This window comes from Acidithiobacillus sp. M4-SHS-6, assembly GCF_047421495.1.
GTDB lineage: Bacteria > Pseudomonadota > Gammaproteobacteria > Acidithiobacillales > Acidithiobacillaceae > Acidithiobacillus.
Map to the genome: position 1 here is coordinate 640,333 of NZ_CP175559.1, position 25,908 is coordinate 666,240.

Here is a 25,908-nt window from a genome sequence, read left to right on the forward strand (position 1 = left end):
GGTAGCCACCTTTTGCGGGTCTTGCGGCGATTCTGGGGAGGTTATGACGGATTGTAGGGTGGTTTCCTGGGACGTGCTTGCGTTGATGTTGATTTCTGGTCGAATTTCCGATTCTTATAGTCGTGGTTCTGCTCGGAGTCGCGCTGATACCGATTTTTGGGCCGATTTTGCTGTTTGGACCCGATTGGCCCCATCTTCTCCAAAGATACCCTTCGACCGCCGAAAATTATCCCACTGCTGCATCCAGCGCGTCTATCCGTATCCAAACGGAGTGGCATTGCGCTGATCGGCTCGCTTCGCTCGTTGCGCAATGCCACGGATTTAATCCATAAGGTTTCACCATAAGATATACGGGAACAAATGAGTCACTCCACGGTAAACAGGGCGGGTGGTCCTGATGCTACATTTAACTTGGTTAAAAACGTCATCCTGCTTTTCGGCCGTTAAAAAGCGGGATGATATTTTTCCAATATTGCGGTTTTATTTTTGGGTCAAAATCATCGGCAGAAGCGGCACAGGCGTTGATCATGGCGATGCCGAACATGACCGGGAAAATTGCATTTTTGATATGACATAAAATACTGGACCTCATAGAAGAGGGGAACATAGGATTGATCCAGGCGGTTGAAAAATTCGATCCAGAAAAAGGATTTCGTTTCTCTACCTATGCAGCTTGGCGGATCAAGGAAAAAATCGAGCGCGCGTTGATGGACAAGGCCGGAACTATCCGAGTGCCCATTCATGTCAGCAAGAAAATCTCTGCCATACTTCGGACTTCCCGGAGTTTGAAACGAGCAGTGGGTCGGGAGCCCACGGATGAAGAACTTGCTACCGCTTTGAACTGTTCCCCTGCCAAGGTCCGCCAAATCTTGGTCGGCCGCACGGCACCCTTACCTTGTCAAGCACTTTCGCCGGAAAAAAGGCAATAAAAAAACCCGACGGAGCCGGGCCGATTGTCTAAACTGGAGTACTATGGAATAAATGGATTTGTCCAGCACTCGCCGTGTAGCAAAAAAACATTCTTTACACGGCGACGCTTCCCAGTAAAAAAGAGCTCTTGGCCATATTGAGAATTGTTGGTCTTAGGGTGGCCACCACAGACAGCGCAAGCGTAGTTTGCGGAAACGCTTACTTTCGTCTATAAAAAACTTAGTGATCAGATGGGTGGCCACTATTGTCGCCCTGTGCTGGGAATGATGAACGGAGGTATTGATATATGAACAAACGCTTAAGAATCGCGGTAGGCGGAATCACCGCTGCCTTGATTGGCGTTGCCGGTGCCCATGCGACGACGCTGACAATCGCGACGGTCAATAATCCTGACATGCTGCAGATGCAGAAGTTGTCGCCTCAGTTCACCAAGGAAACCGGCATCAAATTGGACTGGGTGGTGCTTCCGGAAAATACGCTGCGACAGCGGGTGACGACGGATATCGCAACCAATTCAGGGGAGTTTGATCTCGTCACGGTTGGTAACTATTCGGCCCCGATCTGGGGCAAGGCAGGTTGGCTCGTGCCGTTCCGGAATCTGCCGAAAAGTTATGACGTGAAGGACATCTTTCCGTCGGTGCGCAAGGCGCTTTCCTACAAGGGTACGCTCTATGCGTTGCCGTTCTATGCCGAAAGTTCGGTGACCTACTATCGCAAGGATTTATTCAAGAAGGCTGGCCTGAAAATGCCAGAACATCCGACTTATGCTCAGATCGCAAAATTCGCAGCCAAGATCAACGACCCGTCGAAGGGAGTGTACGGCATCTGCCTGCGGGGCCTGCCTGGCTGGGGTGAGAACATGGCCTATTTCGATACGCTGGTGAATACCTATGGCGGTCGCTGGTTCAATATGAAATGGCAGCCTGAAATCGACAGTCCGGCCTGGAAGAAGGCTACCGACTTTTATGTACAAATCATGCACAAATACGGACCGCCGGGGGCCGTCTCGGATGGGTTCACCGAAGATCTCGCGCTGTTCAGCCAAGGCAGGTGCGGCATGTGGATCGACTCCACGGTGGCTGCCGGTACGCTGTGGGACCCGGCGACTTCGAAAGTCGCGCACGAGGTCGGCATGGTGTCCGCCCCGGTCGCGGTGACACCGAAGGGATCACACTGGCTGTGGGCCTGGGCGCTCGCGATACCGAAGGGATCGCGTCACCAGAAGGATGACATGAAGTTCCTCGAATGGGCGACGTCAAAGCAGTATCTCGCCCTTGTCGGCAAGACATTTGGTTGGGTGAACGTGCCTCCGGGAACGCGGATCTCGACCTACGAGAATCCGAACTACCTGAAGGCAGCCCCATTCGCGGACAAGGTGAAGCAGGCGATCCTTAGCGCGAATCCGGATGATGCGACGCTGAAGAAGGTGCCCTATACCGGAGTACAGTTCGTCGCCATCCCGCAGTTCCAGGGGATCGGCACGGTGGTCAGCCAACAGATTGCGGCCGCTCTTACCGGGCGGAAGTCAGTCGACGCGGCCCTTGCCAGCGCACAGAAGAGTACTGCGCGTGCGATGAGGGAGGCCGGTTATTATCACTGATGATGGATCCACTGGGGTGTCACGACGCGATGGTCGCGGCGTCTCCCGATGGCTGCAGCGACGAGGACGGCGAGTCATGGGACAACAACGGGTTACTGTGCTACCAGCGCTGACCACCAGAAGAGACAATGCCTCGAAAGAATTACGCCAAGTCAGAACGCTGCCGTTTCTACTGCCGGCAGTGATCCTGCTCCTGCTGTGGACGATTCTGCCGTTGCTGCAGACGGTGCTCTATTCATTTCAGCACTATAACCTCCTGACACCACCGGCCCGGTACAATGGCGGGGTGAACTACCATTACCTGTTCACTGACTCGTCCACCTGGGGGGCAATCTGGAACAGCGTGGTGCTTGTGGGCGGCGTGGTCGCCGCATCGGTCGTGTTTGGCACGATCATCGCGTTGCTGCTCAATAATGATTTTCCCGGGCGCAGCGTCGCTCGATTGCTGGCAATCGCCCCCTTCTTTGTGATGTCTCCTGCTGCTGCGCTGATCTGGAAGAACCTGTTGCTCGATCCGGTCAGCGGTCTGTTCGGCTGGTTCATGACGCTCGTGGGTCTCAAACCGATTGCCTGGTTCAGCGCCTACCCGATGCTCTCTATCGTCATGATTTATTCTTGGCGTTGGATTCCATTCGCGACACTTATCCTCCTGACGGCATTGCAGTCGCTCGATACCGAGCAACTCGAAGCTGCTCGGATGGATGGCGCGAAGGGCTTGGCTCGACTGCGCTATATCGTCCTGCCACATCTGGGACGACCGGTCTCGATCGTCGTGTTGCTGGAAGCGATTTTTATGCTTTCCGCCTTTGCGGTGATCTACACGACGACCAATGGTGGGCCGGGTAGGGCGACGACGACGCTCACCTATCTGATCTTCACCAAGGCACTGTACGATTTCTCCGTCGGCAGCGCGTCGGCGGCCGGTGTGCTCGCCGTTGTTCTGGCGAACATTCTGGCGTTCTTCCTGATCCTGACGGTCTCCCGTAATATGCAGGCATGAGGGGTGGATTATGAAACCTTCGCTCTTGAGCCGCATCACATTCGGGGTTCTTGCCTGGCTGGCCGCCTTCATCATGTTCTTCCCGATTCTTTGGATGACGGTGACGGCGTTCAAGTCGGAAGGGCAGGCCATCGCGATCCCGCCGCTTTTGTTTTTCACGCCGACGATCAAGAGCTTCCTTGCTGCGACCGAGAATGCAGGTTACCTCCGGTTTGCGCTGAATAGCCTGATCGTCAGTGTCGGGTCGACGACACTGGCCATCGCCATCGCGTTTCCCGCCGCCTATGCGCTGGCCTTTTTTCCTGGCAAGCGGACCAAATTCACGCTGATGTGGATGCTCTCGACCAAGATGCTGCCGCCCGTGGGGGTGCTGATGCCGATCTATCTTTTCATGAAGAATGTCGGGATGCTGGACACGAGGGTCGGTCTGGTCGCGATCGACATGCTCATGAACCTGCCCATCGTCGTGTGGATGCTCTATTCGTTCTTCAAGGATATTCCGGGCGAAATTCTTGAAGCTGCGCGGGTGGACGGGGTTGGCCCGCGTCAGCAGATGATCCATTTGCTACTCCCGCTGGCGAGCCCCGGTGTCGCCTCGACCGCGTTGCTTGCCATTATCCTTTCGTGGAACGAGGCATTCTGGAGCATCAACGTCACTGCGTCGCATGCCGCTACGCTGGCTGCCTATATCGCGCGGTTTTCGGCTCCGGAGGGATTGTTCTGGGCAAAACTCTCGGCGGCCTCGGTGCTCGCGGTCGCACCCATTCTGGTTTTCGGTAGTCTGACGCAAAGGCGTCTGGTGCGTGGTCTCACTTTCGGCGCGCTGAAATAGGAGCGGATCATGGCGAAGCTGGTGCTCGAAAAGGTCGAGAAACGTTACGCAGGTTTTCATGCAATCAAGGGTGTCGACTTGGCAATCGATGATCGGGAGTTTATCGTTTTTGTCGGGCCGTCGGGGTGCGGAAAGACGACGATGTTGCGCATGATCGCGGGGCTCGAAGAAATTACTGGCGGTGATTTCAGTATCGACGGCGTGCGTGCCAATGACATTCCCCCCGACAAGCGGGGGCTGGCGATGGTGTTCCAGACCTACGCGCTTTATCCGCACATGACGGTTGCAGAAAACATGGGTTTCGCCTTGAAGATGGCAAAAGTGCCGAAGCGCGAGATCAAACAGAAGGTCGCGGGTGTAGCGCAGATGCTGCAACTCGACCTGGTGCTTGATCGGCGACCGAAGGAGCTTTCCGGCGGGCAGCGCCAACGCGTTGCGATCGGCCGTGCCATCGTTCGGAATCCAAGGGGGTTTTTGTTCGATGAACCGCTTTCGAACCTCGATGCGGTACTTCGGGTGCAGATGCGTACCGAACTTGTGAGGCTGAACAAGCAACTCGAAACGACGATGATCTATGTGACCCACGATCAGATCGAGGCGATGACGATGGCCGATCGAATCGTCGTGCTGAACGGTGGTATTGTCGAGCAAGTCGGCTCACCGCTCGAGCTCTACAACAATCCGGCCAATCTGTTTGTCGCCGGCTTCATTGGGTCGCCGAAAATGAATCTGCTGGAAGGCGAAATCACCGCGCGAGATGGAAATGGCGTCGTGGTAAAACTCGATGATGCAGGGCTGGTGCGGGTCGAAGGGGCGAATGTTGACGCGGCCGTCGGCACGAAGGTGACGTTCGGTACCCGGCCTGAGCACACTTTGCTCGGGAGTGAGGGGTCAATCAGCGGAACGGTCGATTTCGTGGAACACCTCGGCAACGAGACACTCGTTTACGTGACGCGGCCGGGAAAGAAGCAGATGATCGTGAGGACCGACGATCTGTCGGTCGTGCGCACGGGTGACCCGGTCAGGATGATACCGCAGGCTGGGCGTGCTGTACTGTTTGGGCCGGACGGAAAGGCATTGCTGCGACGGAAGTTTCATCTGCACTGAGCAAGTTGCCGGTGCAGGATTGCACAAGGAGCGAATATGTATCTGGAGAAATATGATCTCAAGGGGCGCAACTCGGTGGTTACCGGGGGTGGCCGTGGCATCGGTCTTGCCTGCTCGACAGCCCTAGCCGAGGCGGGCGCGCATGTGGTGATCGCCGACTGTGATGCAGACATCGGCGAGGAAGGCAAGGCCGCGCTTGCGAAACTCGGCCATTCGGCGGACGCCGTCGTGGTGGACGTGACGGACAGTGACGCGGTAAACGATCTGGCGACCTCGCTCAACGAAAGGTTCGGTTCGATCGACATCCTGGTAAACAGTGCCGGTATCGCGCGCTCCGGTACCGCCGCCGAAGATGTGACTGACGAGCACTGGCTCGATGTGCTCAACGTCAATCTGAACGGTACGTTCTACTGCGCACGCGCATTCGGTCGCGCGATGCTGGCACGCAGGAATGGTGCGATCGTGAACATTGGCTCAATGTCGGGTTTCATCTCGAACAAGCCGCAGAAGCAGAGCTACTACAATGCCTCGAAGGCGGCAGTGCATCACCTGACGCGTTCGCTCGCCGGTGAATGGGCCGACCGCGGTGTGCGCGTGAATGCCGTCGCACCGACCTATATTGATACGCCGCTGACTCGCTTCGGCATGGAGGATGAGGAACTCAACCGGATCTGGCTCGACATGACGCCTATGCATCGAGTGGGGCAGCCCCATGAAATCGCGTCGGTTGTGCTGTTCCTGGCGTCGGATGCCGCGAGCCTGATGACGGGTTCAATCGTGCTGGCCGACGGTGGTTACACAGTCTGGTGAGGGCAGGAGGGAGCGGCCATAACCGGATCTTCCTGTGGCGTTCATCAAGGGTTGCGTTGGCTGTGGTCACACTCTCACATCCGCCATCAGTTATTGCCTGCCTCAAAACCGTGATGACGGAAAAACATCATCCCGCTTTAAGGGGGTTCGTAATTTCCTTTGTACGGACCAGAAAATCCTAATTCCACGATGAGGTAAGGGGAAAATAGGGTTAAGGGTCCAATCTGTAAGGGTTTCCAGTATAATGGTCTCGACCAAAAGAATCACCTACCGGGTGAATTACAGGAGGGCCCTGATGACCAAAATGGCACGAACCGTGCTTCCTTGTCCCACGAACGAGAATACCAACGGCCTGCTGCGGCAGTACTTCCCCAAGGGAACGGACCTGTCGGAATATTCTCAGTGCTACTTGACCAAAGTAGCTGACGAACTCAATAATCGACCTAGGAAATCTTTGGGTTTTCGGACACCAGCAGAAGTAATGGCACAACAGATCAGAGAGTTACATGGTGGTGTTGCAGTTCAAACTTGAAACCGCCCATATTGGACTATAATTAGAGGCCAAGATTGGCACGACTCTATGCCTAATCGAGATAGCCAGAGGCGCAGTAAGGATTTCTGGATTCGAAATAGGAGTCTTCTTAAGGGGATGTTAGGCATGAATCTTGACCCCATTCTGTTCGGCGTGCCAGCGGCCATCCGCCGTTTGTGTCAACGTGACTGGTACAATTATAGGTTCTCGTAACACACCATCGTCACCCACGGGTGTTACCACCACGTCAAAAGACACATATTGCATGACGGTATTTGAAGTCTTGTTATCCTGGCCAGAATGGATAAAATTAAAGAATTAGAAAAAATACAGCGATAAGCAGCAACTACATGGTTCATTCCTCCGGTTTATCCTCACTTGCGTGGGTGTCAGATAACAGACGCAGTGATGCCCCCCTATGGCGGCCCTATTTCTGGTCATGTAGCACCTCATTACTTCGACTTGCCGGAGGCAGCCCGCAGCCTTCAACCGGTTAGCGCACTTCAGCGAGTCGAAAGTTCACGCTGCCATGATGTCGTCACCCCAACAACTTCGCCAGATCCTCCGCCCGCAGGTGCGTGTATCGCTTCAGCATCTGCAAGGTCTTGTGGCCGGTAATGGCCGCCACCTGCATCGGGTTCAAGCCCTTCTCGAAGAAGCGGCTGGTGGCCTCGTGGCGCAGGTCGTGGAAGCGTAAGTCCTCGATGGCTGCGCGGTGACAGGCGCGAGCAAATGCCCGTGATATGCTGGCCTCGTAGATTGGCCCCCATATCGTATACCGTCCAGGCGGCGGGGCAGGGCGTTCAGTACTGACAACGCACAGCTAGACAGAGGTACCCGGCGCGGGTCGCCCGTTTTTGTCTCAGGAACCAGCAGCACCCGCGCTTTGATATTTACATGATCCCATCTCATAGCCGCAAGTTCACCACGTCTCATTCCTGTTTCAAGGGCGAACCGGATAATGTGGGCTATGGGCATCGAACCATCCTCTTGCTCCGCTTTCTCCGCCCACTCCAAAATACGGGATTCCTCATCACCAACAAGCCGTCGATCTCGCCGATCATCTACCTTGGGGCGCCTGGTGGCCGCCACAGGATTGCCAGCAGGCAAGCCCACACCCCAATCCTGCATGGCTACGGTGAACACATGAGAGAGGATATTGAGTTCACGGTTAACCGTAGAAGCCGAAACAACCTTGAGGCGCGTGTCCCGATACCGCGAGACCTCTCTGGAACCGATGGAGGCCAGGGATTGCTGTGCTAGGCTAGAGGCCAGCAGGATGCGGATATGGGAGGTTTCCTGCGTTGCTCCACGCTTCAATGTGGTGACTTCCTGCAGGTATCTGTCCAGAGCGTCAGAGAGCAGCGTGCGCTCGGCATCATTGCGCTGGATAAAAACACCACGGACCATTTCTGACTCAGTGATTTTTGACCACGCTTCGGCATCGCGCTTGGTACGGAATGTTTTCGTTTGGGAGGGGAACCCGCGTTTACGAATGATGGCTTGCCAGCCGATCACGTTATTATCTTGATCCATTCTGGGGTTGATGGTCGCCATGCTGCACCTCACGCTGCACCTGTAATCCGTAGCTAAGTGCAGCATAATTGCAGCGTTTAATTAAGTTAGCCATAGCAATTTTGCTAACCTATTGATTTTATTTGGCGTCCCCAGGGGGGTTCGAACCCCCGTTACCGCCGTGAAAGGGCGGTGTCCTAGGCCACTAGACGATGGGGACCTGGACAGCGCTGTGCATCCTACACAGAAGCGCACTGTCTGGCAAGCGCGATCCCTCGAGAGCTGCATTGGTCTGACAATGCTTCAAAAACGCCACGGCGTAGCCCGGCAGGGGGAATTTCGGGTAGACTGGGCGGTGTATCATTTTCAGTCACTCCGGAAAAGAAGGGTCTTATGGAAGAACAAGAAGCAATATTCATGATTGAACGGATTTACGTCAAAGACATTTCCTTTGAGTCGCCCAATGCTCCCCATAGTTTTGTGCAGACCGAGGCGCCGACGGTGGATGTGGGCCTGAATACCGCCAGCACCCAGGTGGAAAACATGGATGGTCTGACCGAAGTGACCTTGACGGTTACGGTCAAGGCCAAGGCGGGTGAGAGCACCTATTTTGCCGTCGAGGTGCAGCAGGCGGGCCTGTTCCGGATTCAGAATATTCCCGAAGAACATATGCCGGTTCTGGTAGCGGTACATTGTCCGACCATCCTTTTCCCCTATGCCCGCGAAGTGGTGGCGGATCTGGTGGGACGGGGTGGCTTCCAGCCGCTGCATTTGCATCCCGTCAACTTTGAGGCCCTGTATCAGCAGGCCCAGCAAGAACAGATGAGTCACACGACGCAATAAATCATGGTTTGGGCAGTACTGGGGGCGGGGCACTGGGGCACTGCGCTGGCGGTGTATTTGGGTCGGCAAGGGCAGGTGGTGCGACTCTGGGGGCGCAACCCGCAACACTTGCCGGGAGGATCCGATGCCTCCAGCTTGTCTCCGGTTTTCCCCCAACTGCCCTGGCCTGCGGGTCTGCTGGTGGAGCCGGATCTTGCGGCCGCCGTGGCCGGGGCAGAGGGGGTGGTGCTGGCGGTCCCGAGTCATGCCTTGCGCGGCCTGTTAGCCCGTTTGCCCTGTCAGGGTTTGGCTAATGGAGTCGTGCTGGTGCTCGCCGCCAAGGGGCTGGAGTTGCCCAGTGCCCTGCGTCTGGATCAGGTGGTTCAGGCGGAGTGTCCCCATTGGCCCTTGGTGGTCCTCTCGGGTCCGAGTTTTGCCCATGATCTGGTGCTGGGCAAACCGCTGGCCATGACCGCCGCCTCTCGGGATATGGCCCAGGCGCGGAGGGTGGCGGAAGTGTTTGCCAGCGATCAGATGCGGGTGTATCGCAGCGATGATGTGGCCGGTGTCTGTCTGGGGGGAGCGATCAAAAATGTGCTGGCCATTGCGGCGGGTGTTTCCGATGGTCTGGACAATGGCGATAGTGCCCGGGCCGCCCTGATTACCCGGGGCATCGCCGAGCTGCACCGCCTGGGAACGGCTCTGGGCGGGCGCACCGAGACTTTCATGGGCTTGACCGGGACGGGGGATCTGATCCTGACGGCGAGTAGTGATTTGTCGCGGAATCGTCGGGTGGGCTTGGGGCTGGGGCGAGGGCTGACGCTGGAAAAGGTGCTGGCGGATCTGGGCCAAGAAGCCGAGGGGGTGCGCAGTGCCCAGGCACTGTTTCTGCTGGCCCAGCGATTGGGGGTGGACATGCCCATTACCGAACAGGTCTATCGGGTGCTTTACGCTGGAGCGGATGTGCGTCAGGCCACTGAGCAGTTGATGCGGCGGGCCGCACGGGCCGAGCATCCTGCCGCGTCGATCCCGGCAAGACAGGATTTGGGCACGGAAGAGGACGCCTAGATTCATGGCGATCTTGCGTTTACCCGGTGGTGCCGATGGCCGCAAACGCATTCCTTTTGCCCCTTTCCGGACCCTCGGGGTGCTGCTGGTACAGTTTGTGGTGCTGGCTTTGCTGCTCTTGGGGATATTGCTGGTGCATACCAACCAGGACTTGCGTACCCTGGACGCCTATACCGTCTATATGGCGGATTTGTCCCAAACTTCCCAGGAAACATTGCGGACCTGGCAAAACCATGGAGCGGCGGCCGCGCTGCTGCTGCTCCACAAAAATCTGCCGCGGATTGTTGCGGCACATCCGGAACGGGTCCGGAATAACCCGCACTGGGCAAAATTGCAGGCACTGGTCAATCAGCAGGATCCGGTGTTGTTACCCCAAGCTTTATTGCAGCTTTCGGATATCAGCATGCAAGGACATACTAGCGGACGGAGACTGGTGCTGGCAGCGGGTCATGATGCCCGCTATACTCTGATCGGAACAGCGGTGACGTTGTTTTCCTTCATGATTTTTGTGCTGGTGACCCTGGTGTTTTTTCGACTGCGCATTCTGGGGCCGCTGCGCCGCTTGCAGGAAGCCATGCGCTCTCTGGAAATCGGGGCCTTTCGGCGGGTATCGGAAGCCCATGCCGACCCCGGCATCAGTCCCCTGCTGCAATATTACAATCACATGATCGGACGCCTGGAGGATCTGGAAAAAACCCGGCGTCAGTACTTGCAGGATTTGCAGCGGGAAGTGAACGAGGCCGCCCATACTCTGGTGGCACAACAGGCGGCGGTGGCCCGTTCCGAGCGTCTGGCAGCGGTAGGAGAGACGGCTGCCGCTTTTGCCCATGAATTGCGTAACCCCTTGGCGGGATTGCAGGTGGGCTGCGCGAATCTACGCCGGGAAATACGCGATCCGGATCTGGCTGGGCGGATGGGCTTGATGGAAGAGGAGCTACGCCGTGTCGGTCGGCTCCTGGATCAGCAATTGCGCGGCGCCCGTCAGGCCCATGAGAAGGGCCGTCGGGTGGCCCCCCGGGAAACGGTGGAAACCCTGCTTAACCTGCTGCGCTATCAAATGCCTGCCCAGGTCAGGCTGGAACTGTTGCCGGGTGAATGTCATGATTGCCTGCTGCCTCTAGATCAGTTTCGCCAGGCGCTGCTCAATCTCATTCTCAACAGTATGCAGGCCTTGGCGGGTGAGGGAGGCTGGATCAGCGTGGCTCTTGCCCAGGTGGACAAGCAGTTGCAGGTGATTGTGGCCGATAATGGCCCAGGCTTTCCCGATACCCTGTTGCGCGAGGGCATCCGTCCCTTTGCCAGCAGCAAGGAACAGGGAACCGGGCTGGGCCTGTCCATGGTCCGACGTTTTGTGCGCAGTCTGGGTGGCGAGGTGCAATTACGCAATCGGGAACCTCATGGGGCGGAAGTCTGCTTGTTGTTGCCCTGTCCTGACATTGCCGGTAAGGAGTAGCACACAATGGCTGATGCTTTGTTGATCATTGAAGATGAGATTTTTTTGGGGCGGGAAATGTGCCGCTTTTTTGAAAAGGAAGGCTGGGAGGTGCATTGGGCGGAACACTTTGCCGATGCCGAGGAAATGTTGATGAAGCAGGACCTCAGCCCGCTGGTGACCTTGGCGGACCTCAATTTGCCCGATGGGAATAGTCTGGATTTGTTGGAAAAAGTGCGGGCCAGAGCAGGAACGGGTGAATGGATCTTTTTGACGGCTTTTGGGTGTGTGCCTGATTCGGTCCGGGCCTTGCGCTTGGGTGCCTATGACTTTCTGGAAAAACCCTGCGAGATGGAACGCCTGGAGATGGTGGTCCGTTCGGCGGGGCGGGGAGCCCGTGCCCAGCGCCGGGTGGCTGAGGATACCTCCTCCCAGCACCGGCGCTATCGGCCCGAAACCTATCTGGGGCAAAGTGCGGCGGCAACCAAGGTGCGCAGTATGCTGGAGCGTCTGGCGCAGGTTCCCTACAGTGCCCTGGTGATTTCTGGAGAAACGGGTACCGGCAAGGGCCTGGCAGCACGCATTCTGCATTACAGCGGCGCCCAGGCCGACGGGCCGATGGTGGAAATCAACTGCGCGGCGCTGCCCAGGGAGTTGCTGGAATCCGAATTGTTTGGCTATGAGCCGGGAGCGTTTACCGGTGCGGCCGTGCGTCATCGGGGATTGGTGGAGCAGGCCCATGGTGGCACCTTGTTTCTGGATGAAATTTCGGAAATGGAGCTGGAACTGCAAGCCAAATTATTGAAAGTTATAGAGGATCGCAGTCTGCGACGCTTGGGGGGAGACCGCGCCATTGCCGTGGATCTGCGCTTCATTGCCGCCAGCAATCGCGATCTGGAAGCCCAGGTGGCCTCGGGGGCTTTTCGGGCCGATCTTTTTCATCGCTTGAGCGTGTTTCGACTGGCCTTGCCTTCCCTGCGCGAACGGAAGGAGGATCTGCACGAGTTGGTGCCCCACTTTGTGGCCGAATTCAATGCCCAGGCGGGTAAGCATGTGCATTATGTCAGTCCGGCGGTTTGGGCAGCGCTGGAGGCCTACGACTGGCCGGGAAATGTCCGGGAACTGCGCAATGTGATCGAACGGGCGGTGTTGTTTTCCGAGGCCGAAGAGCTGCCCATGGAATGGCTGCAGTTGCCCGGAAATCTCAATAACGCCTGTCCGGCACCCTTCGATTGCCCGGTGGACGGGCAGCATATCATCCTGCCCATGGATGGCAGCATGGATCTGGAAGCCATGGAGCGGCAGATTCTGCAGCAGGTGCTCGGCCTGAGCGCTGGCAACGTCACCCGGGCAGCGAAAATGCTGGGGATCACCCGGGAGACCTTGCGCTACCGTATCCGCAAGTATGGTCTGGGTGATGAGGGCGAATCCTGAAGCGATTCCCATGATCTATACTTGCAGAATTGTTGCAGGATAGTTACATTGCCGCGATGCAACGGGGCACTACAGGCACCCGGACAAATAGAATAAGGAGTTTGGATGTCACTGGACAGGACCGCTGCATGACGGCAGCCCTCGATCAGGCCTTGACCTGGCAGCAGCAAAGTCTGCAGCGCGTTTCGCGTACTTTTGCGTTGACCATTCCGCAATTGCCGGAAGCTCTGCGCGTTGCCGTGGGCAATGGGTATTTGCTCTGCCGTATCGCCGATACCATTGAAGATGATCCGGTCATGCCCTGGAAAGAAAAAGCCCACTGGCAGGAGCTGTTTCTGCAGGTGGTGGAAGGGGATGCAGATCCTGCCGTGTTTGCCGAGGGTTTCGGCGCAGCACTGTCTGCGGAAATGCCCGCCGCCGAGCATGATCTGGTGCGCCATACCGCCGACGTGCTGCGGATTACCCACAGTTTCAGTACTAACCAGCAGGCCGCTCTGGCGCGCTGTGTGCGCATCATGGGGACGGGCATGGCGGAGTTCCAGCAGCACACTTCCCGGCGGGGGCTGGCGGATGTTCCGGCCCTGGACCGTTATTGTTATGTGGTGGCGGGGGTGGTCGGCGAAATGTTGACCAGTCTTTTTATGGAATACGAACCCCGCCTGCGTCCCCAGGAAGCGGAAATGCAGCGTCTGGCCGTATCTTTTGGGCAGGGTTTGCAGATGACCAATATTCTCAAGGATATCTGGGATGACTGGGCACGCGGCGTGAGCTGGATGCCGGCCAGCCTTTTTGCCCGATACGGTTGCGATATTGCCACAGTACAGCCGGGCAGGCCTGATCCCGGTTTTCGCCAGGGTCTGGAAGATTTGCTGGATATGGCTGCCGGACACCTGGAAAATGCCCTGCGTTATACCTTGATGATTCCTGCGAATCAGACCGGGATGCGCGATTTTTGTCTCTGGGCGCTGGCCATGGCGGTGCTGACTTTACGGCGCATTGCCGAGAATCCGGCCTTTGCCAGTGGAACTGAAGTCAAAATCAGTCGGCAGAGTGTGCAGTGGGTGGTCTTCTTGTCCAAATTCATGCATCGTTCCGACGGGTTGCTGCTGGCGAGTTTTCGGGCGGGCATCAAACCCCTGCGGCGCACGGCACTGGCAGCACAGGCATGAATCGCTTGTTGCAATCGTTGCCTCTGGTCGGCGGGCCGCTGCGTAGTGTGCTGACCCAGACTCCGGATCGGACCTTGGACCAGACGCTGGAGACTGCGCGGCACTTGCTGCTCGAAAAACAGGCGCCTGACGGACACTGGTGTTTTGAATTCGAGGCTGACTGCACCATTCCTGCGGAATATATCCTGATGCAGCATTACATGGATGAGCGGGATCCGATGCTGGAGTCCAAAATCGCCGTGTATTTGCGCAGCAAGCAGGCAGATCATGGTGGTTGGCCCCTGTATTACGGGGGGCATTTCGATCTCAGCGCTTCGGTGAAAGCCTATTATGCCCTGAAGCTGGCGGGCGATGCGCCGGATCTCCCCCATATGCGCCGGGCCAGAGAGGCTATTCTCGCCCACGGCGGCGCGGAACATGCCAATGTCTTCACCCGGATAACCCTGGCCTTGTTTGCCCAGGTGCCGTGGCGGGCGGTGCCTTCCATCCCGGTGGAAATCATGCTCCTGCCGCGCTGGTTTCCCTTTCATATTTACAAGGTGGCGTCCTGGTCCCGGACCGTCATGGTGCCGCTTTTTATCCTGTGCAGTCTGAAGGCCCAGGCCAAAAACCCCCTGCAAGTGGAGATTCGCGAGTTGTTTCGCCGTCCTCCGGAACAAATCCCGGATTATTTTGCCTGTTCCCGCCAGGGGCTGGTAGCCCGTACTTTTCTGGCCCTGGACCGTTTCTGGAGAGTGATTGAGAGAGGCATCCCCGCCGCGTTGCGCCGGATGGCGGTGCGTCGTGCAGAGCAGTGGTTTACGGCACGCATCAACGGGGAAGACGGTCTGAACGGGATTTTTCCGGCCATGGTCAATGCCCATGAGGCTCTGGATCTGCTGGGTTATGCCCCGGAACATCCCTATCGCCAGGCAACTGCCGCGGCACTGCGCAAGCTGGTGGTGGAGCGGGCCGACGATGCCTACTGCCAGCCGTGCATGTCCCCCGTTTGGGATACTTGCCTGGCCCTGCATGCCCTGATCGAAGTGGATGGCCCCGAGGAACTGGGGGATGCCGCAGAAAAAGCCATTGCCTGGCTGAAGGAACGGCAGATTTGCCAGGAACCGGGTGACTGGCAGGTACAGCGCCCCCACCTGGCGGGAGGTGGCTGGGCTTTTCAGTATGCCAACCCCTACTATCCCGACCTGGACGATACTGCGGCGGTGGCCTGGGCGTTGGCGCGGGCCGGGCGTCCCGAAGATCGGGACAGCATCGAAAAAGCCGCCAACTGGCTGGCCGGGATGCAGTCCCGCAATGGGGGATTTGGGGCTTATGACGTGGATAACACCCATTATTATCTCAATGAAATCCCCTTTGCCGATCACAAGGCGCTGCTGGATCCCCCCACAGCCGATGTGACCGGCAGGGTCGTGGCTTTTCTCGGCCATCTGGGCCGGGCTCGGGATCGGGATGTGCTGCGCCGGGCGGTCGCCTATTTGCTGCGCGAACAGGAATCTTCCGGCGCTTGGTTTGGACGCTGGGGCACCAATTATATTTATGGTACCTGGTCGGTGCTGATGGCGCTGGGAGAATTGCAGGATCCTTCCTTGCAACCGGCCATGGACCGGGCAGCCGACTGGCTGCGGGCCATGCAGCAGGAAGATGGCGGCTGGGGAGAAAACAACGACTCCTATGCGGAGCCTGGACTGGCGGGCGCCGGACAGGATTCTACGGCCGCCCAGACCGCCTGGGCCTGTCTGGGCCTGATGGCGGCCGGCGATACGGGCTCCATGGCGCTGCAGCGCGGGATTCACTGGCTCGAAGTGCATCAGGATGCGCAATCGGGCTGGCAGGACCCTTTTTTCAATGCTCCGGGGTTTCCCAAGGTGTTCTATCTCATTTACCACGGTTACAGCGTGTATTTTCCCCTCTGGGCCTTGGCCCGTTTCCGGAATCTGGGATGCCAGCACAAGGGATAGGGGTGGTGGTGGCGCTGGATGCCGAAGCGGAAACCCTCTATTCCGGCACCTTGCGTCATCAAAGGGTCATCACGGTCAGCGCGCGGCTCAGCATGGTGATTTCGGGGATGGGACCGCAAGCCGCCGGCAATGCTGCCGAACAACTTTTACAAACGGGAGTCGGGGCTTTGCTCTCCTGGGGAACCGCCGGTGGGCTGAATCCGGATTGTCAGGCCGGTGATCTGCTGGTGCCGGAGCAGATATTCTGGAATGAACGCCGCTGGCTTGTCGATCAGGGCTGGCGGACCGCCCTCCTGCAAAAACTTTCTTCCCGGGTGTTGGCTGGCGGACTGTGTTCCGTGAGCGTGCCCTGTGCATCCATCGCTGCCAAGGCCCGGCTCCGGGCAGAACATCCCGAAACCCAGGCGGTGGACATGGAAAGCGGGGCGGTAGCGGAGCGTGCTGCCCAGGCAGGCATACCCTTTCTGGCGGTGCGCAGTGTGGTGGACCCTGCCGGTCAGGCACTCCCTGCCAGCGCGACCCAGAGTGTGGATGCTTATGGGCGGCCGCGCTGGATGCCCTTGTTGACAGGGCTGTTGCGCCATCCCGGTGACTTGCCGGCCCTCATGGGGTTGGGCCGACAAATGCAGGCGGCCTTGCACAGTCTGCGTCAGGTTCAGCCTTACCTCGAAACAGCGAGGCCGACATGAAAGCCCTGTTGACCGGTGCATCGGGTTTCGTGGGGGGCGCGCTGCTCCGGCGTCTGCTGGCCGAAGGTCTGGACGTCCGGGTGTTGTATCGTCCGGGGGCCGATACCAGCAACTGGGAAGGTTTGGAGGTGGAACCCTTTCCGGGAGATCTGGCCGATGGTCAGGCCCTGGATAAAGCCGTTGCCGGTTGTTCCCTGGTTTTTCATGTGGCGGCGGATTATCGCCTGTGGGTACCCGATCCCCAGTCCATGTACGCGACCAATGTGGATGGTAGCGAGCGGCTGGCCCGGACGGCCCTGGACGCGGGGGTGGAACGCATCATCTACACCAGCAGCGTGGCGGTGCTCGGGCATTATGCCGACGGGCGAGTGGCCGATGAAGCTGCGCCCTCCAGTCTGGAGGACATGATTGGTCACTACAAGCGCTCCAAATTCCTGGCGGAGGAGGCGCTGCACAAACTCTGTGAGAGCGAGGCTGCCCCCATTGTGATCGTCAATCCTTCCACGCCCATCGGGCCTGCAGATCGCAAACCCACCCCTACCGGCAGGCTGGTGCGGGATGCCGCAGCCGGGAAAATGCCGGCTTATGTGGATACGGGCCTGAATGTGGTCCATGTGGATGATGTGGCCATGGGACACTGGCAGGCTTTTCTGTATGGTGAGCCGGGGCAGCGCTATATTCTGGGCGGAGATAATCTTTCCTTGCAGGCCATTCTGACGCGCATTGCGGGTCTCACCGGCAAACGCTCCCCCTTCTTGCGTATTCCCCGCAAGATGCTCTACCCCCTGGCCTGGGCAGCAGAAGGGATGGTGCGCCTGCGCGCGCAGGGTACGCCGTTGGTGACAGTGGATGAACTGCGCATGGCTGCGCACAAAATGTATTTTTCCTCGCAGAAAGCCGAGAAGCACCTGCACTATGTGCATCGTCCTGCGGAAGAAGCCTTGCGCGATGCGGTCAAGTGGTTTGCCGACCATCATTATTTGTGAACATGATCCATGACCTCTTGCTGAGTGGGCTGTTTTTGCTGGCGCTGGCGGCACTCGTATATCAACTTCTGGCTATATGGACGTTGCGGACCTGGCAACCGGTGCTGACCGAGGCCGATGGCGTTTCCCTGCCCCCTCGTGATGAAAAATCACCCCCCCTGAGCCTGCTCAAGCCCCTGCATGGGGATGATGGCCATTTGTATGCCTGTTTGCGCAGCTTTTGTCGGCAGGATTATCCCCGGTACGAGATTGTCGCCGGGGTGCAGGACGCCGGCGATCCGGCCATTGCCGTAGTACAGCGCCTCCAGCAGGAGTTTCCCGAGGTGAAGCTGCGCTGGGTACTGACGGAGGCGACGCTGGGGCGTAATCCCAAGGTCAACAATCTCGCGGGTATTCTCGATGCCTGTCAGCATGACTTGCTGCTGATCAGTGATGCCGACATTGCGGTAGGACCCCATTATCTGCGTCACCTGGAACCGCAACTGCTGGACCCGCAAACGGGGGTGCTGACCTGCCTGTATCGGGGGCTGCCCGAGCAAAACCTTCCTTCCAGATTGCTGGCCAGTCAGATTAACAGCCAGTTCCTGCCTTCGGTCCTGGTGTCCGCGCGGCTGGGACCGAATATTTTCTGCGGGGGGGCGACCATGGCCCTGCGCCGTTCTACCCTGGAGGCGCTGGGAGGACTGCCAAAGCTGGCGGATCAACTGGCCGATGATTACTGGCTGGGTGCCAGTGCCCGTCAGTTGGGTAAAGCCACGGTCTTGGCCGATTATGTCGTGGATACCCAGGTGCAGGAAGCCAGCTTTCGAGCGTTTTATCAGCATGCCTTGCGCTGGGCACGAACCACGCGCAGCGTTCAGCCCTTGGGGTACAGTTTTGCTTTTTGCAGTTATCCTCTGCCCCTGGTGACGCTGTTGACGCCCTGGCTCCTGCTGGGAGCAGGATACTGGGGGATCATACCGCTGGGTATGGTCCTCTTGTTGCGCCTCGTGTACCATAGACAAATTATGCACAGACTCAGTGCAACAGATACGTTGGGAACAGCCCTGCTGGCGGACTTTTGGGGGCTGTGGATTTGGTTTCACGCGCTCTTTGCACGGCGGGTCGCCTGGCGAGGGTCACAATTTAAGGTCAATGCCGACGGACGTCTGGGCGGCGAAGATGGAGCAAGATAATGACGATGAAAACCCTTTTCCTGCAGGCCCCTTCTTTTGAAGGTTTTGACGGTGGAGCTGGTTCCCGTTACCAGGCCAAGCGGGAAATTCGTTCCTTCTGGTTTCCCACCTGGCTGGCCCAGCCTGCGGCGATGATTCCCGGCAGTCGCCTGCTGGATGCTCCCCCGGCTGATGTGAGCGTGGAAGAAACCCTGGAAGTGGCGGCGGCCTACGAGCTGTGCATCATTCATACCAGCACGCCTTCTTTTCCTTCCGACGTGCGCATGGCGGAATTGCTCAAGGAGCACTATCCGAAAATGATGATCGGGATGGTCGGGGCCAAGGTGGCGGTCGAACCCGAGGAGTCCCTGCGTGAAGCCGGTCATGCCGTGGATTTTGTGGCGCGCGAGGAATTTGACTATACCCTCAAGGAAATTGCCGAAGGCCGTCCCCTGAGCGAAGTGGATGGAATCAACTACCGCGCAGCGGACGGGCAACTGATCCATAACCCCGACCGGGCCATGATCGAGGATATGGACGCCCTGCCTTTTGTGTCGGAAGTCTACAAGCGCGATCTGCATATTGAGGATTATTTCATCGGCTATCTCAAGCACCCGTATATTTCCTTTTATACGGGTCGGGGATGTCGTTCCCAGTGTACCTTCTGCCTCTGGCCCCAGACGGTCGGCGGGCATCGTTACCGGACCCGCAGCGCCGCCAATGTCATCGAGGAAGTGCGCTACATCCAGAAAAATTTTCCGCAGGTGAAAGAAATTTTCTTTGATGATGACACCTTTACGGATGATCGCCCCCGCGCTGAAGAAATCGCCCGGGGCCTGGGCAAACTGGGCGTGACCTGGTCCTGTAACGCCAAGGCCAATGTCCCCTATGAAACCCTCAAGGTATTGCGGGAAAACGGTCTGCGTCTGTTGCTGGTGGGTTATGAATCCGGCGACCAGCAGATTCTCAATAATATCAAGAAGGGCATCAAGGTCGAGGCAGCGCGCAAGTTTACCGCAGACTGCCACAAGCTGGGCATTGTCATCCATGGCACCTTCATTCTCGGTTTGCCGGGAGAAACCCAGGAAACCATTCAGAAGACCATCGAATTTGCCAAGGAAATCAATCCCCACACCATTCAGGTGTCACTCGCCGCGCCTTATCCCGGTACCTATTTGTACAATCAGGCCAAGGAGCAGGGCTGGCTGACCGAGGAAGATGAGGCGCATCTGGTCAATGACCGGGGTGTGCAGATCAGTCCCATGAGTTATCCGCACCTGAATCACACGGAAATATTTGATTCCGTTGAAACCATGTACAAATCTTTCTACTTCCGTGCGGGTAAGATTGCCGAGATCACCGGTGAAATGCTGAAAAGCACCCAGATGATGAAGCGGCGTTTGCGGGAGGGCGTGGAGTTCGTGCGCTTCCTGCGGCAGCGCCACGGCTGAGGTGGGTCAGGAACATACTCGGCGACTGATTATCAACGCCGACGATTTTGGTCTGGATTTGGCAGTCAATAAGGCGGTGGAATCGACATACCAAAACGGTGTGCTTACCACCGCCAGTCTTATGGTGGCTGCTCCGGCCGCAGCAGATGCCATAAGACTGGCCAAGATGCATCCCGGCCTGGGAGTGGGCCTGCATCTGACGCTGGTAGATGGGGCGCCGCTGCTGCCGGTGGAGCAGGTACCCGATCTGGTGGATGGCAATGGCCGTTTTGCCGCCGATTTGTGGTTGCGCGGGCTGCGCTATTTTGTTCTGCCCAAGGTGCGCCGCCAACTGGCAGCAGAAATCCGTGCCCAGTTTGCTGCCTTTGCTGACTCGGGTCTGGTTCTGGATCATGCCAATGCCCATAAGCACCTGCACTTGCATCCGACGGTGCTCAGCCTGATGCTGGATATCGGCAGGGATTTTGCCTTGCGGGCGGTGCGGCTGCCCTGGGAATCCCTGGCGCTGGCGCGATGCGGTGGTGCGCGGGGTTTTGCTCCGGCCTTCTGGGCTTTTTTTTTGCGGCCCTGGCTGGCGAACATGCGGAGGCAACTGAAAAAGCGCGGTCTGCTTTACAATGATCTGCTCTGTGGCCTGGATGCCACGGGGCACATGACCGAGCAGCGCTTGCTGCAGCTATTGAAATGTCTGCCCCAGCAAGGTCTGATCGAGATTTATTTCCACCCGGCGACGACACAAAGCCCGCTCTTGAAAAAGTTGATGCCGGACTATGAGCCCCAGGCGGAATATGCGGCATTATTGAGCCCCCGCGTCGGGGAGTATTTGTGTGAACAGCAGATTATGAGAGGTCGATTCCGTGATTTTACCAACGGCTGAGCGTTTCCTGGAACGCATTGGCCAGTCCATTGCCCATTTCTTGATGCAGATGGTGGATTTTTCCGTGCGGCGCGCCCTTTGGGTGATGGGAACCTTGTTGCTTTGTACGCTGCTGGCCCTGTTCTATGCATTCACCCATTTTTCGGTAGATACGAATACCAGTAATGTCTTGTCCCGGGATTTGCCCTTTCAGAAGCGTGAAGTGGCCTACCAAAAGGTGTTCTCCCAGGATCAACATACCATTGTGGTAGTATTGCAGGGCCAAAATCACCAGAGTACGGCGGATGCAGTCAGTCGGTTGGAAACCTGGCTGCGGACCCGCCCCAAGGAATTCCTGAGTGTGTATGTGCCGGGCGGGGGTCCTTTTTTTGAACGGAATGGCCTGCTGTATTTATCGCCTGCACAGGTGCGGGCATTTGCCAACCGGATCACCAATGCCCAGCCCCTCATTGCTCGTCTGTCGGCAGATCCCAGCCTCGGCGGCTTGAGTGATCTGTTAAGCCTGGCCATCAGGCAAAGATTGCGTAACAGTGTGCAATTACCGGGGATGACGACCATTTTATCGGCCCTGGATGAAGCGGTGACGGCGCAGCTGGAAGGCAAAAGTCACCAAGTTTCCTGGGGGAAACTGATGGGCGGGGATCTGGACAAGCTCGGTTCCTCGCAGCGTTTCGTCATTATCCAGCCCGTCATGAATTATCAGTCCTTGCAACCGGCCGAGGCCGCTATTCGCGCTCTGCGCGAGGGCTTGCAGAGTCTACAGCTCAATGCCGCCCATGGTCTGAGTGTCGGGATCACCGGGGGGGCGGTGCTGGATGCCGAACAGCTCAAAACCGTCAGTCAGGGCGCTGGTGAGTCCCTGGCTTTGACCCTGGGGCTGGAAATCATTTTACTCAGCATTGCCTTGCGCTCGGTCAAGCTGGTGAGTGGCGTTATCACTGCTTTGATATCGGGGATTATTTTGACCACTGCCTGGGCCTTGTTTTTTATTGGTCCCTTTAATCTTATCTCCGTGGCTTTTGCCATTTTGTTCATTGGTCTCGGGGTGGATTTTGGCATTCAGTTTTGCCTGCGCTACCGTGAAGAACTGTTTAACGGCGCCGTACATCGGGTGGCCATGCACCGGGTAACCCAGGGAATGGGTACAGCTTTGGGTCTGGCCGCCGTGGCTGCAGCACTCAGCTTTTATGCCTTTGTGCCCACCAGCTATGCAGGCATCGTCGATCTGGGCCTGATTTCCGGTACCAGCATGCTCATTGCCCTGCTGCTCACCCTGACTTTTTTGCCCGCCTATCTGACCCTCTGGCCCATTACCGTCAAGGGTTCACTGAAAGGCGGCTATTATCCCCATTTCCGGGTGATTCCGACTCTGGTGAAGCATCCGATTCATCGCTACGCCTACTGGATTTTGGCGCTGGTCACCCTCTTGGCTCTGGCTGCCATTCCTTTGGCCTTGCGTGCCAGTTTCGATTTCAATCCCTTGCACATGATCGATCAACATGCGGAAGGGGTGAAGGTCTTTGAGAAGCTTTTGGCCAATCCTGATACGGCTCCTTACCGGATAGAAGTACTCGCCCCCAATCTTGCCGCTGCGCAGGCCGTGGCTCGCCGCGTAGAAAAGTTGCCGACCGTCGCCCGGGTATTGACGGCGGAAAGTTATGTCCCCAAGCAGCAAACAGAAAAACTGGCCATATTGCAGAACCTGCAGATTTTGGTTCCTCCATTTTCCCTGATGATGCCGCCGGCACTGATCCCGCCTGCGGCCGATACGGGCAAAAAACTCGACAAACTGGTCAAGGACTTGCGGGCGCTGGCTTCTAAAGATGGTCTCGCTTCCGCGGACGGTAAGGTGGCCTCGCGGCTGGCTGATCATCTGCAGGAGTTTTTGCTGCGGGAAGGAAATCATCCCCAAGCCATCAACACCTTGCAAAACAGCGTGATGGGGACCCTGCCCAGAGAGTTGAAGCGGTTGGGTATGGCTTTGATGGCGGGACCTGTTACGGTGCATACATTGCCAGCGGCACTCCGGGAGCGCTACCTGGGTCCCTCTGGTGAGGCGCGGGTGGAGATTTTCCCCAAGGCGGATCTCAGCAATAATGAAGCCATGTATCGTTTCGTACAAAGCGTCCTCAAGGTCGAACCCCAGGCCGTCGGAACCCCGGTGATGCTGGTGGAAGGGGGGGAAGCGGTGCTTGGGGCTTTTCAGGAGGCCACCTATATTGCTCTGGCAAGCATCAGTATTTTGTTGTTGTTGGCATTGCGCCGGTACCGCGATGTGCTGCTGATCATGATCCCCCTGCTGCTGGCCGCACTGTTTACGGTGGCGGCCATGGGTTTGCTGGGTTTGAGTTTCAACCTGGGGAATATCATCGTCTTGCCCTTGCTCATCGGCTTGGGTGTGGCTTTTGCCATCTATATCGTGGTGCGCTGGCGCCATGGGGTGGATGTGGCACATCTGTTGGGAACTTCCACGCCCATGGCGGTATTTTTCAGCGGGTTGACCACCCTCAGTGCCTTTGGCAGTATGGCCATCTCTCGGGATCCGGGCATGGCCAGCCTCGGAGAAGCCTTGAGTCTCGCTCTGGCCATGGTGCTTTTGTGTATTCTGATCATTTTGCCGGCACTGATGCTGCTCTTTACTCCTTCCCCCCGGGAAGAGGGCATTGAACAGGATGAAGGCAGTTAGACCTTGAAACAGAAGGCTTTCATTGTGCTCTCGGGATTATTGGGGCTTGGCCTCGGTATTTACCTGGTCCTCCATGCGGGACTTGCCGAGATCATGGCCCTGCTGGCCGTCGCGGGTTGGAGCCTGTTGTGGCTGATCCCTTTCCATCTGCTGCCCTTGGCACTGGATACCCTGAGCTGGAAATGGTTGCTCAGGGGTGAGAGCCGTGCCCGCTTCGGGTTTTTGCTGTGGGTGGCATTGCTGCGCGAATCTGTCAATGGTCTGCTCCCGGTAGCGCGTGTCGGTGGGGAATTACTGGGGGTTCGCCTGCTCAGTCAACGCGGTATTTCTCCTTATCGCGCCGGGGCCAGTGTCATGGTGGAAGTCACCCTGACCCTGCTGAGCCAGGCCCTGTTTACCTTGCTGGGCATCGGCGTCCTCTTGTCCGCAGTCAGTAATCATGCGCTGGTTTTGGAGGTTTTAGGGCTGCTGTTCCTGTCAGTACTTGCACTGGGTTTTTTTTACTGGTTACAAAAGCACAAGGGGTTGTTCTGCCTGTTGCAGGCGATCAGCAAAAAATTACTGGGCGGCTATGACCTTTTGGGGAGCATTGCTGACCCGGCATTGCTGGACGCTGAAATCCGGGCATTGTATGGAAAGGGGCAGTGGCTGCTGGTGGCCAATTTCTGGCAAATGGCGGGGTTTTTTGCCGGAACCGCAGAGGTGTGTGTGACTTTCTGGCTACTGCACCATCCCGTGCCTTTCTGGGCGGCCTTGCTCCTGGAAAGCCTGGGCCAGGCCTTGCGCAGTGCCGCCTTTCTGGTTCCCGGAGGCGTTGGCATTCAGGAGGGGGGGATTGTGCTGTTGGGCAGCATCATGGGCATTGGTCCGGATCTGGCCTTGGCCTATGCGTTGGCCCGGCGTTTGCGCGAATTGTTCCTGGGTATTCCGGTCCTCTTGTCATGGCCCATATCAGAGGGTCATTATATACGTCGGCGATGCTTAAGGATTCCAAGCGGTAAGGAGGGGGTTTCATGACGATGGCAGCCATAGAACTGGGTTCTAAGCAGCATCGGGATTTGTTTTGCCAGTTCATGCATGATACGCACGTGCATTTTGATCCCAAAAACATGCCTTGGCCGGAGCTGGATGCGGCTGCGGAGCAGCGGGTCAAGTCCCTGCCTTTCTGGGGTGAAGCGGTGGCCACGGAGAGTGTGACAGCGCGCATGGTCCAGAGCATGGCCGAGCGGGAACCGGACCCTGTTGTGCGTGCTGCGGTGGAGCTGGATGGTCGTGAGGAGCAGAGGCATTCGGAACTGCTCCAGGCATTGGTGGCCCATTACCATATCCCGATTCCGCCGTCCACCACGCCGCCACCCCTGCGGGATCCTTACTGGGAGTTTTTGTTTACGGGTTATGGAGAGTGTCTGGATTCCTATTTTGCCTTTGGACTGTTCGCTGCGGCGAAAAAATCCGGATTTTTCCCCCCGGCGCTGGTCGATATTTTTGAACCGGTGATGCAGGAAGAAGCCCGCCACATCATTTTTTTCATCAACTGGTTGAAATGGCATCGTCGCCGTTTGCCATTCTGGAAAAAAATCGTGCTCGAATATCAACGCATTCAAGTTATTGCCATGCAGTCCTGGGCGCGTATTCAGACAGCGCGGGGGTTGAATGATCATCAGCAAGAAAATTTCACCATGACCGGCCATGAGCAGGTCAGCCGTGATATCAATCTGACGCAGTTACTGGCTTTGTGCCGGGCCGAAAACGAGCGCCGCTTTGCGGCTTATGATGCCCGTCTGCTGCGCCCAAAATTGGCGCCACGTATTGCCAATATCCTGTTTTTCTTCCTTTCGCGTGGAAAAGCAGCCTAG

23 protein-coding genes, 1 tRNA gene and 1 pseudogene are annotated in these 25,908 nt (G+C 57.4%); 21 read left to right on the plus strand and 4 right to left on the minus strand.

Annotated elements, in window-relative coordinates; translation table 11 throughout:
* Nucleotides 1-424 precede the first annotated feature (424 nt).
* Nucleotides 425-607: a hypothetical protein gene (locus tag ACJU26_RS03240; protein WP_414041118.1), complete on the minus strand. Its 183-nt coding sequence runs from the start codon at nt 605-607 to the stop codon at nt 425-427.
* Between the two features lie 4 nt (nt 608-611).
* Between ACJU26_RS03240 and ACJU26_RS03245 the strand changes: the two genes are divergently transcribed.
* The 7 genes and pseudogenes from ACJU26_RS03245 to ACJU26_RS03275 all read left to right on the plus strand — a co-directional run.
* Nucleotides 612-929, plus strand: coding sequence for a sigma-70 domain-containing protein (locus ACJU26_RS03245; RefSeq protein ID WP_414041119.1), 318 nt, complete (start codon nt 612-614; stop codon nt 927-929).
* Nucleotides 930-1,333: 404 nt separating this feature from the next.
* Nucleotides 1,334-2,530, plus strand: coding sequence for an ABC transporter substrate-binding protein (locus tag ACJU26_RS03250; RefSeq protein WP_414041916.1), 1,197 nt, complete (start codon nt 1,334-1,336; stop codon nt 2,528-2,530).
* Between the two features lie 76 nt (nt 2,531-2,606).
* Nucleotides 2,607-3,530, plus strand: a complete 924-nt coding sequence (locus ACJU26_RS03255) for a carbohydrate ABC transporter permease (RefSeq protein ID WP_414041120.1) — start codon at nt 2,607-2,609, stop codon at nt 3,528-3,530.
* 10 nt (nt 3,531-3,540) lie between these two features.
* Nucleotides 3,541-4,362, plus strand: a complete 822-nt coding sequence (locus tag ACJU26_RS03260; protein WP_414041121.1) for a carbohydrate ABC transporter permease — start codon at nt 3,541-3,543, stop codon at nt 4,360-4,362.
* Between the two features lie 9 nt (nt 4,363-4,371).
* A complete protein-coding gene (locus tag ACJU26_RS03265; RefSeq protein WP_414041122.1) occupies nt 4,372-5,469 on the plus strand; it encodes an ABC transporter ATP-binding protein in 1,098 nt (365 codons plus the stop codon).
* A 36-nt stretch (nt 5,470-5,505) separates the two neighbouring features.
* Nucleotides 5,506-6,279 (plus strand): SDR family NAD(P)-dependent oxidoreductase, encoded by a 774-nt coding sequence (locus ACJU26_RS03270; RefSeq protein ID WP_414041123.1) that lies wholly within the window; start codon nt 5,506-5,508, stop codon nt 6,277-6,279.
* Between the two features lie 328 nt (nt 6,280-6,607).
* Nucleotides 6,608-6,811: pseudogene (locus tag ACJU26_RS03275) on the plus strand (transposase); the annotation flags it as partial.
* A 538-nt stretch (nt 6,812-7,349) separates the two neighbouring features.
* Here ACJU26_RS03275 and ACJU26_RS03280 read toward each other — a convergent pair.
* The 3 genes from ACJU26_RS03280 to ACJU26_RS03290 all read right to left on the minus strand — a co-directional run bounded on the left by ACJU26_RS03280 (nt 7,350) and on the right by ACJU26_RS03290 (nt 8,546).
* A complete protein-coding gene (locus ACJU26_RS03280; protein ID WP_414041917.1) occupies nt 7,350-7,517 on the minus strand; it encodes a tyrosine-type recombinase/integrase in 168 nt (55 codons plus the stop codon).
* Entirely contained in the window at nt 7,451-8,368 is a 918-nt protein-coding gene (locus tag ACJU26_RS03285) for a tyrosine-type recombinase/integrase (RefSeq protein WP_414041124.1), read from the minus strand. Before ACJU26_RS03285 ends, ACJU26_RS03280 begins: the two co-directional genes overlap by 67 nt.
* A 102-nt stretch (nt 8,369-8,470) precedes the next feature.
* Nucleotides 8,471-8,546, minus strand: a tRNA-Glu gene (locus ACJU26_RS03290).
* 173 nt (nt 8,547-8,719) lie between these two features.
* Between ACJU26_RS03290 and secB the strand changes: the two genes are divergently transcribed.
* The 14 genes from secB (at nt 8,720) to ACJU26_RS03360 (ending at nt 25,908) form a co-directional block, all read left to right on the plus strand.
* A complete protein-coding gene (gene secB / locus ACJU26_RS03295) occupies nt 8,720-9,169 on the plus strand; it encodes a protein-export chaperone SecB (RefSeq protein ID WP_414041125.1) in 450 nt (149 codons plus the stop codon).
* A 3-nt stretch (nt 9,170-9,172) separates the two neighbouring features.
* Entirely contained in the window at nt 9,173-10,216 is a 1,044-nt protein-coding gene (locus ACJU26_RS03300; RefSeq protein WP_414041126.1) for an NAD(P)H-dependent glycerol-3-phosphate dehydrogenase, read from the plus strand.
* A 4-nt stretch (nt 10,217-10,220) separates the two neighbouring features.
* Nucleotides 10,221-11,669, plus strand: coding sequence for a sensor histidine kinase (locus ACJU26_RS03305; protein WP_414041127.1), 1,449 nt, complete (start codon nt 10,221-10,223; stop codon nt 11,667-11,669).
* A 6-nt stretch (nt 11,670-11,675) separates the two neighbouring features.
* Nucleotides 11,676-13,082 (plus strand): sigma-54-dependent transcriptional regulator, encoded by a 1,407-nt coding sequence (locus ACJU26_RS03310; RefSeq protein ID WP_414041128.1) that lies wholly within the window; start codon nt 11,676-11,678, stop codon nt 13,080-13,082.
* Between the two features lie 128 nt (nt 13,083-13,210).
* On the plus strand, nt 13,211-14,251 hold the full coding sequence (locus ACJU26_RS03315; RefSeq protein ID WP_414041129.1) for a phytoene/squalene synthase family protein: 1,041 nt from the start codon (nt 13,211-13,213) through the stop codon (nt 14,249-14,251).
* Nucleotides 14,248-16,209, plus strand: coding sequence for a squalene--hopene cyclase (gene shc / locus ACJU26_RS03320; RefSeq protein ID WP_414041130.1), 1,962 nt, complete (start codon nt 14,248-14,250; stop codon nt 16,207-16,209). Before ACJU26_RS03315 ends, shc begins: the two co-directional genes overlap by 4 nt.
* Nucleotides 16,191-16,898: a nucleosidase gene (locus ACJU26_RS03325; RefSeq protein ID WP_414041131.1), complete on the plus strand. Its 708-nt coding sequence runs from the start codon at nt 16,191-16,193 to the stop codon at nt 16,896-16,898. Before shc ends, ACJU26_RS03325 begins: the two co-directional genes overlap by 19 nt.
* Nucleotides 16,895-17,884 (plus strand): hopanoid-associated sugar epimerase, encoded by a 990-nt coding sequence (gene hpnA, locus ACJU26_RS03330; protein ID WP_414041132.1) that lies wholly within the window; start codon nt 16,895-16,897, stop codon nt 17,882-17,884. The genes ACJU26_RS03325 and hpnA overlap by 4 nt, the downstream gene beginning before the upstream one ends.
* 2 nt (nt 17,885-17,886) lie before the next feature.
* Nucleotides 17,887-19,059 (plus strand): bacteriohopanetetrol glucosamine biosynthesis glycosyltransferase HpnI, encoded by a 1,173-nt coding sequence (hpnI, locus tag ACJU26_RS03335; RefSeq protein ID WP_414041133.1) that lies wholly within the window; start codon nt 17,887-17,889, stop codon nt 19,057-19,059.
* Nucleotides 19,059-20,489 (plus strand): hopanoid biosynthesis associated radical SAM protein HpnJ, encoded by a 1,431-nt coding sequence (gene hpnJ, locus ACJU26_RS03340; protein ID WP_414041134.1) that lies wholly within the window; start codon nt 19,059-19,061, stop codon nt 20,487-20,489. Before hpnI ends, hpnJ begins: the two co-directional genes overlap by 1 nt.
* Nucleotide 20,490: 1 nt before the next feature.
* A complete protein-coding gene (gene hpnK, locus ACJU26_RS03345) occupies nt 20,491-21,366 on the plus strand; it encodes a hopanoid biosynthesis-associated protein HpnK (RefSeq protein ID WP_414041135.1) in 876 nt (291 codons plus the stop codon).
* Complete coding sequence (locus tag ACJU26_RS03350; protein ID WP_414041136.1) at nt 21,347-24,052, plus strand: MMPL family transporter; 2,706 nt, start codon at nt 21,347-21,349, stop codon at nt 24,050-24,052. The genes hpnK and ACJU26_RS03350 overlap by 20 nt, the downstream gene beginning before the upstream one ends.
* A gap of 3 nt (nt 24,053-24,055) precedes the next feature.
* Nucleotides 24,056-25,069, plus strand: coding sequence for a lysylphosphatidylglycerol synthase domain-containing protein (locus ACJU26_RS03355; RefSeq protein ID WP_414041137.1), 1,014 nt, complete (start codon nt 24,056-24,058; stop codon nt 25,067-25,069).
* Nucleotides 25,066-25,908, plus strand: a complete 843-nt coding sequence (locus ACJU26_RS03360) for a ferritin-like domain-containing protein (RefSeq protein WP_414041138.1) — start codon at nt 25,066-25,068, stop codon at nt 25,906-25,908. Before ACJU26_RS03355 ends, ACJU26_RS03360 begins: the two co-directional genes overlap by 4 nt.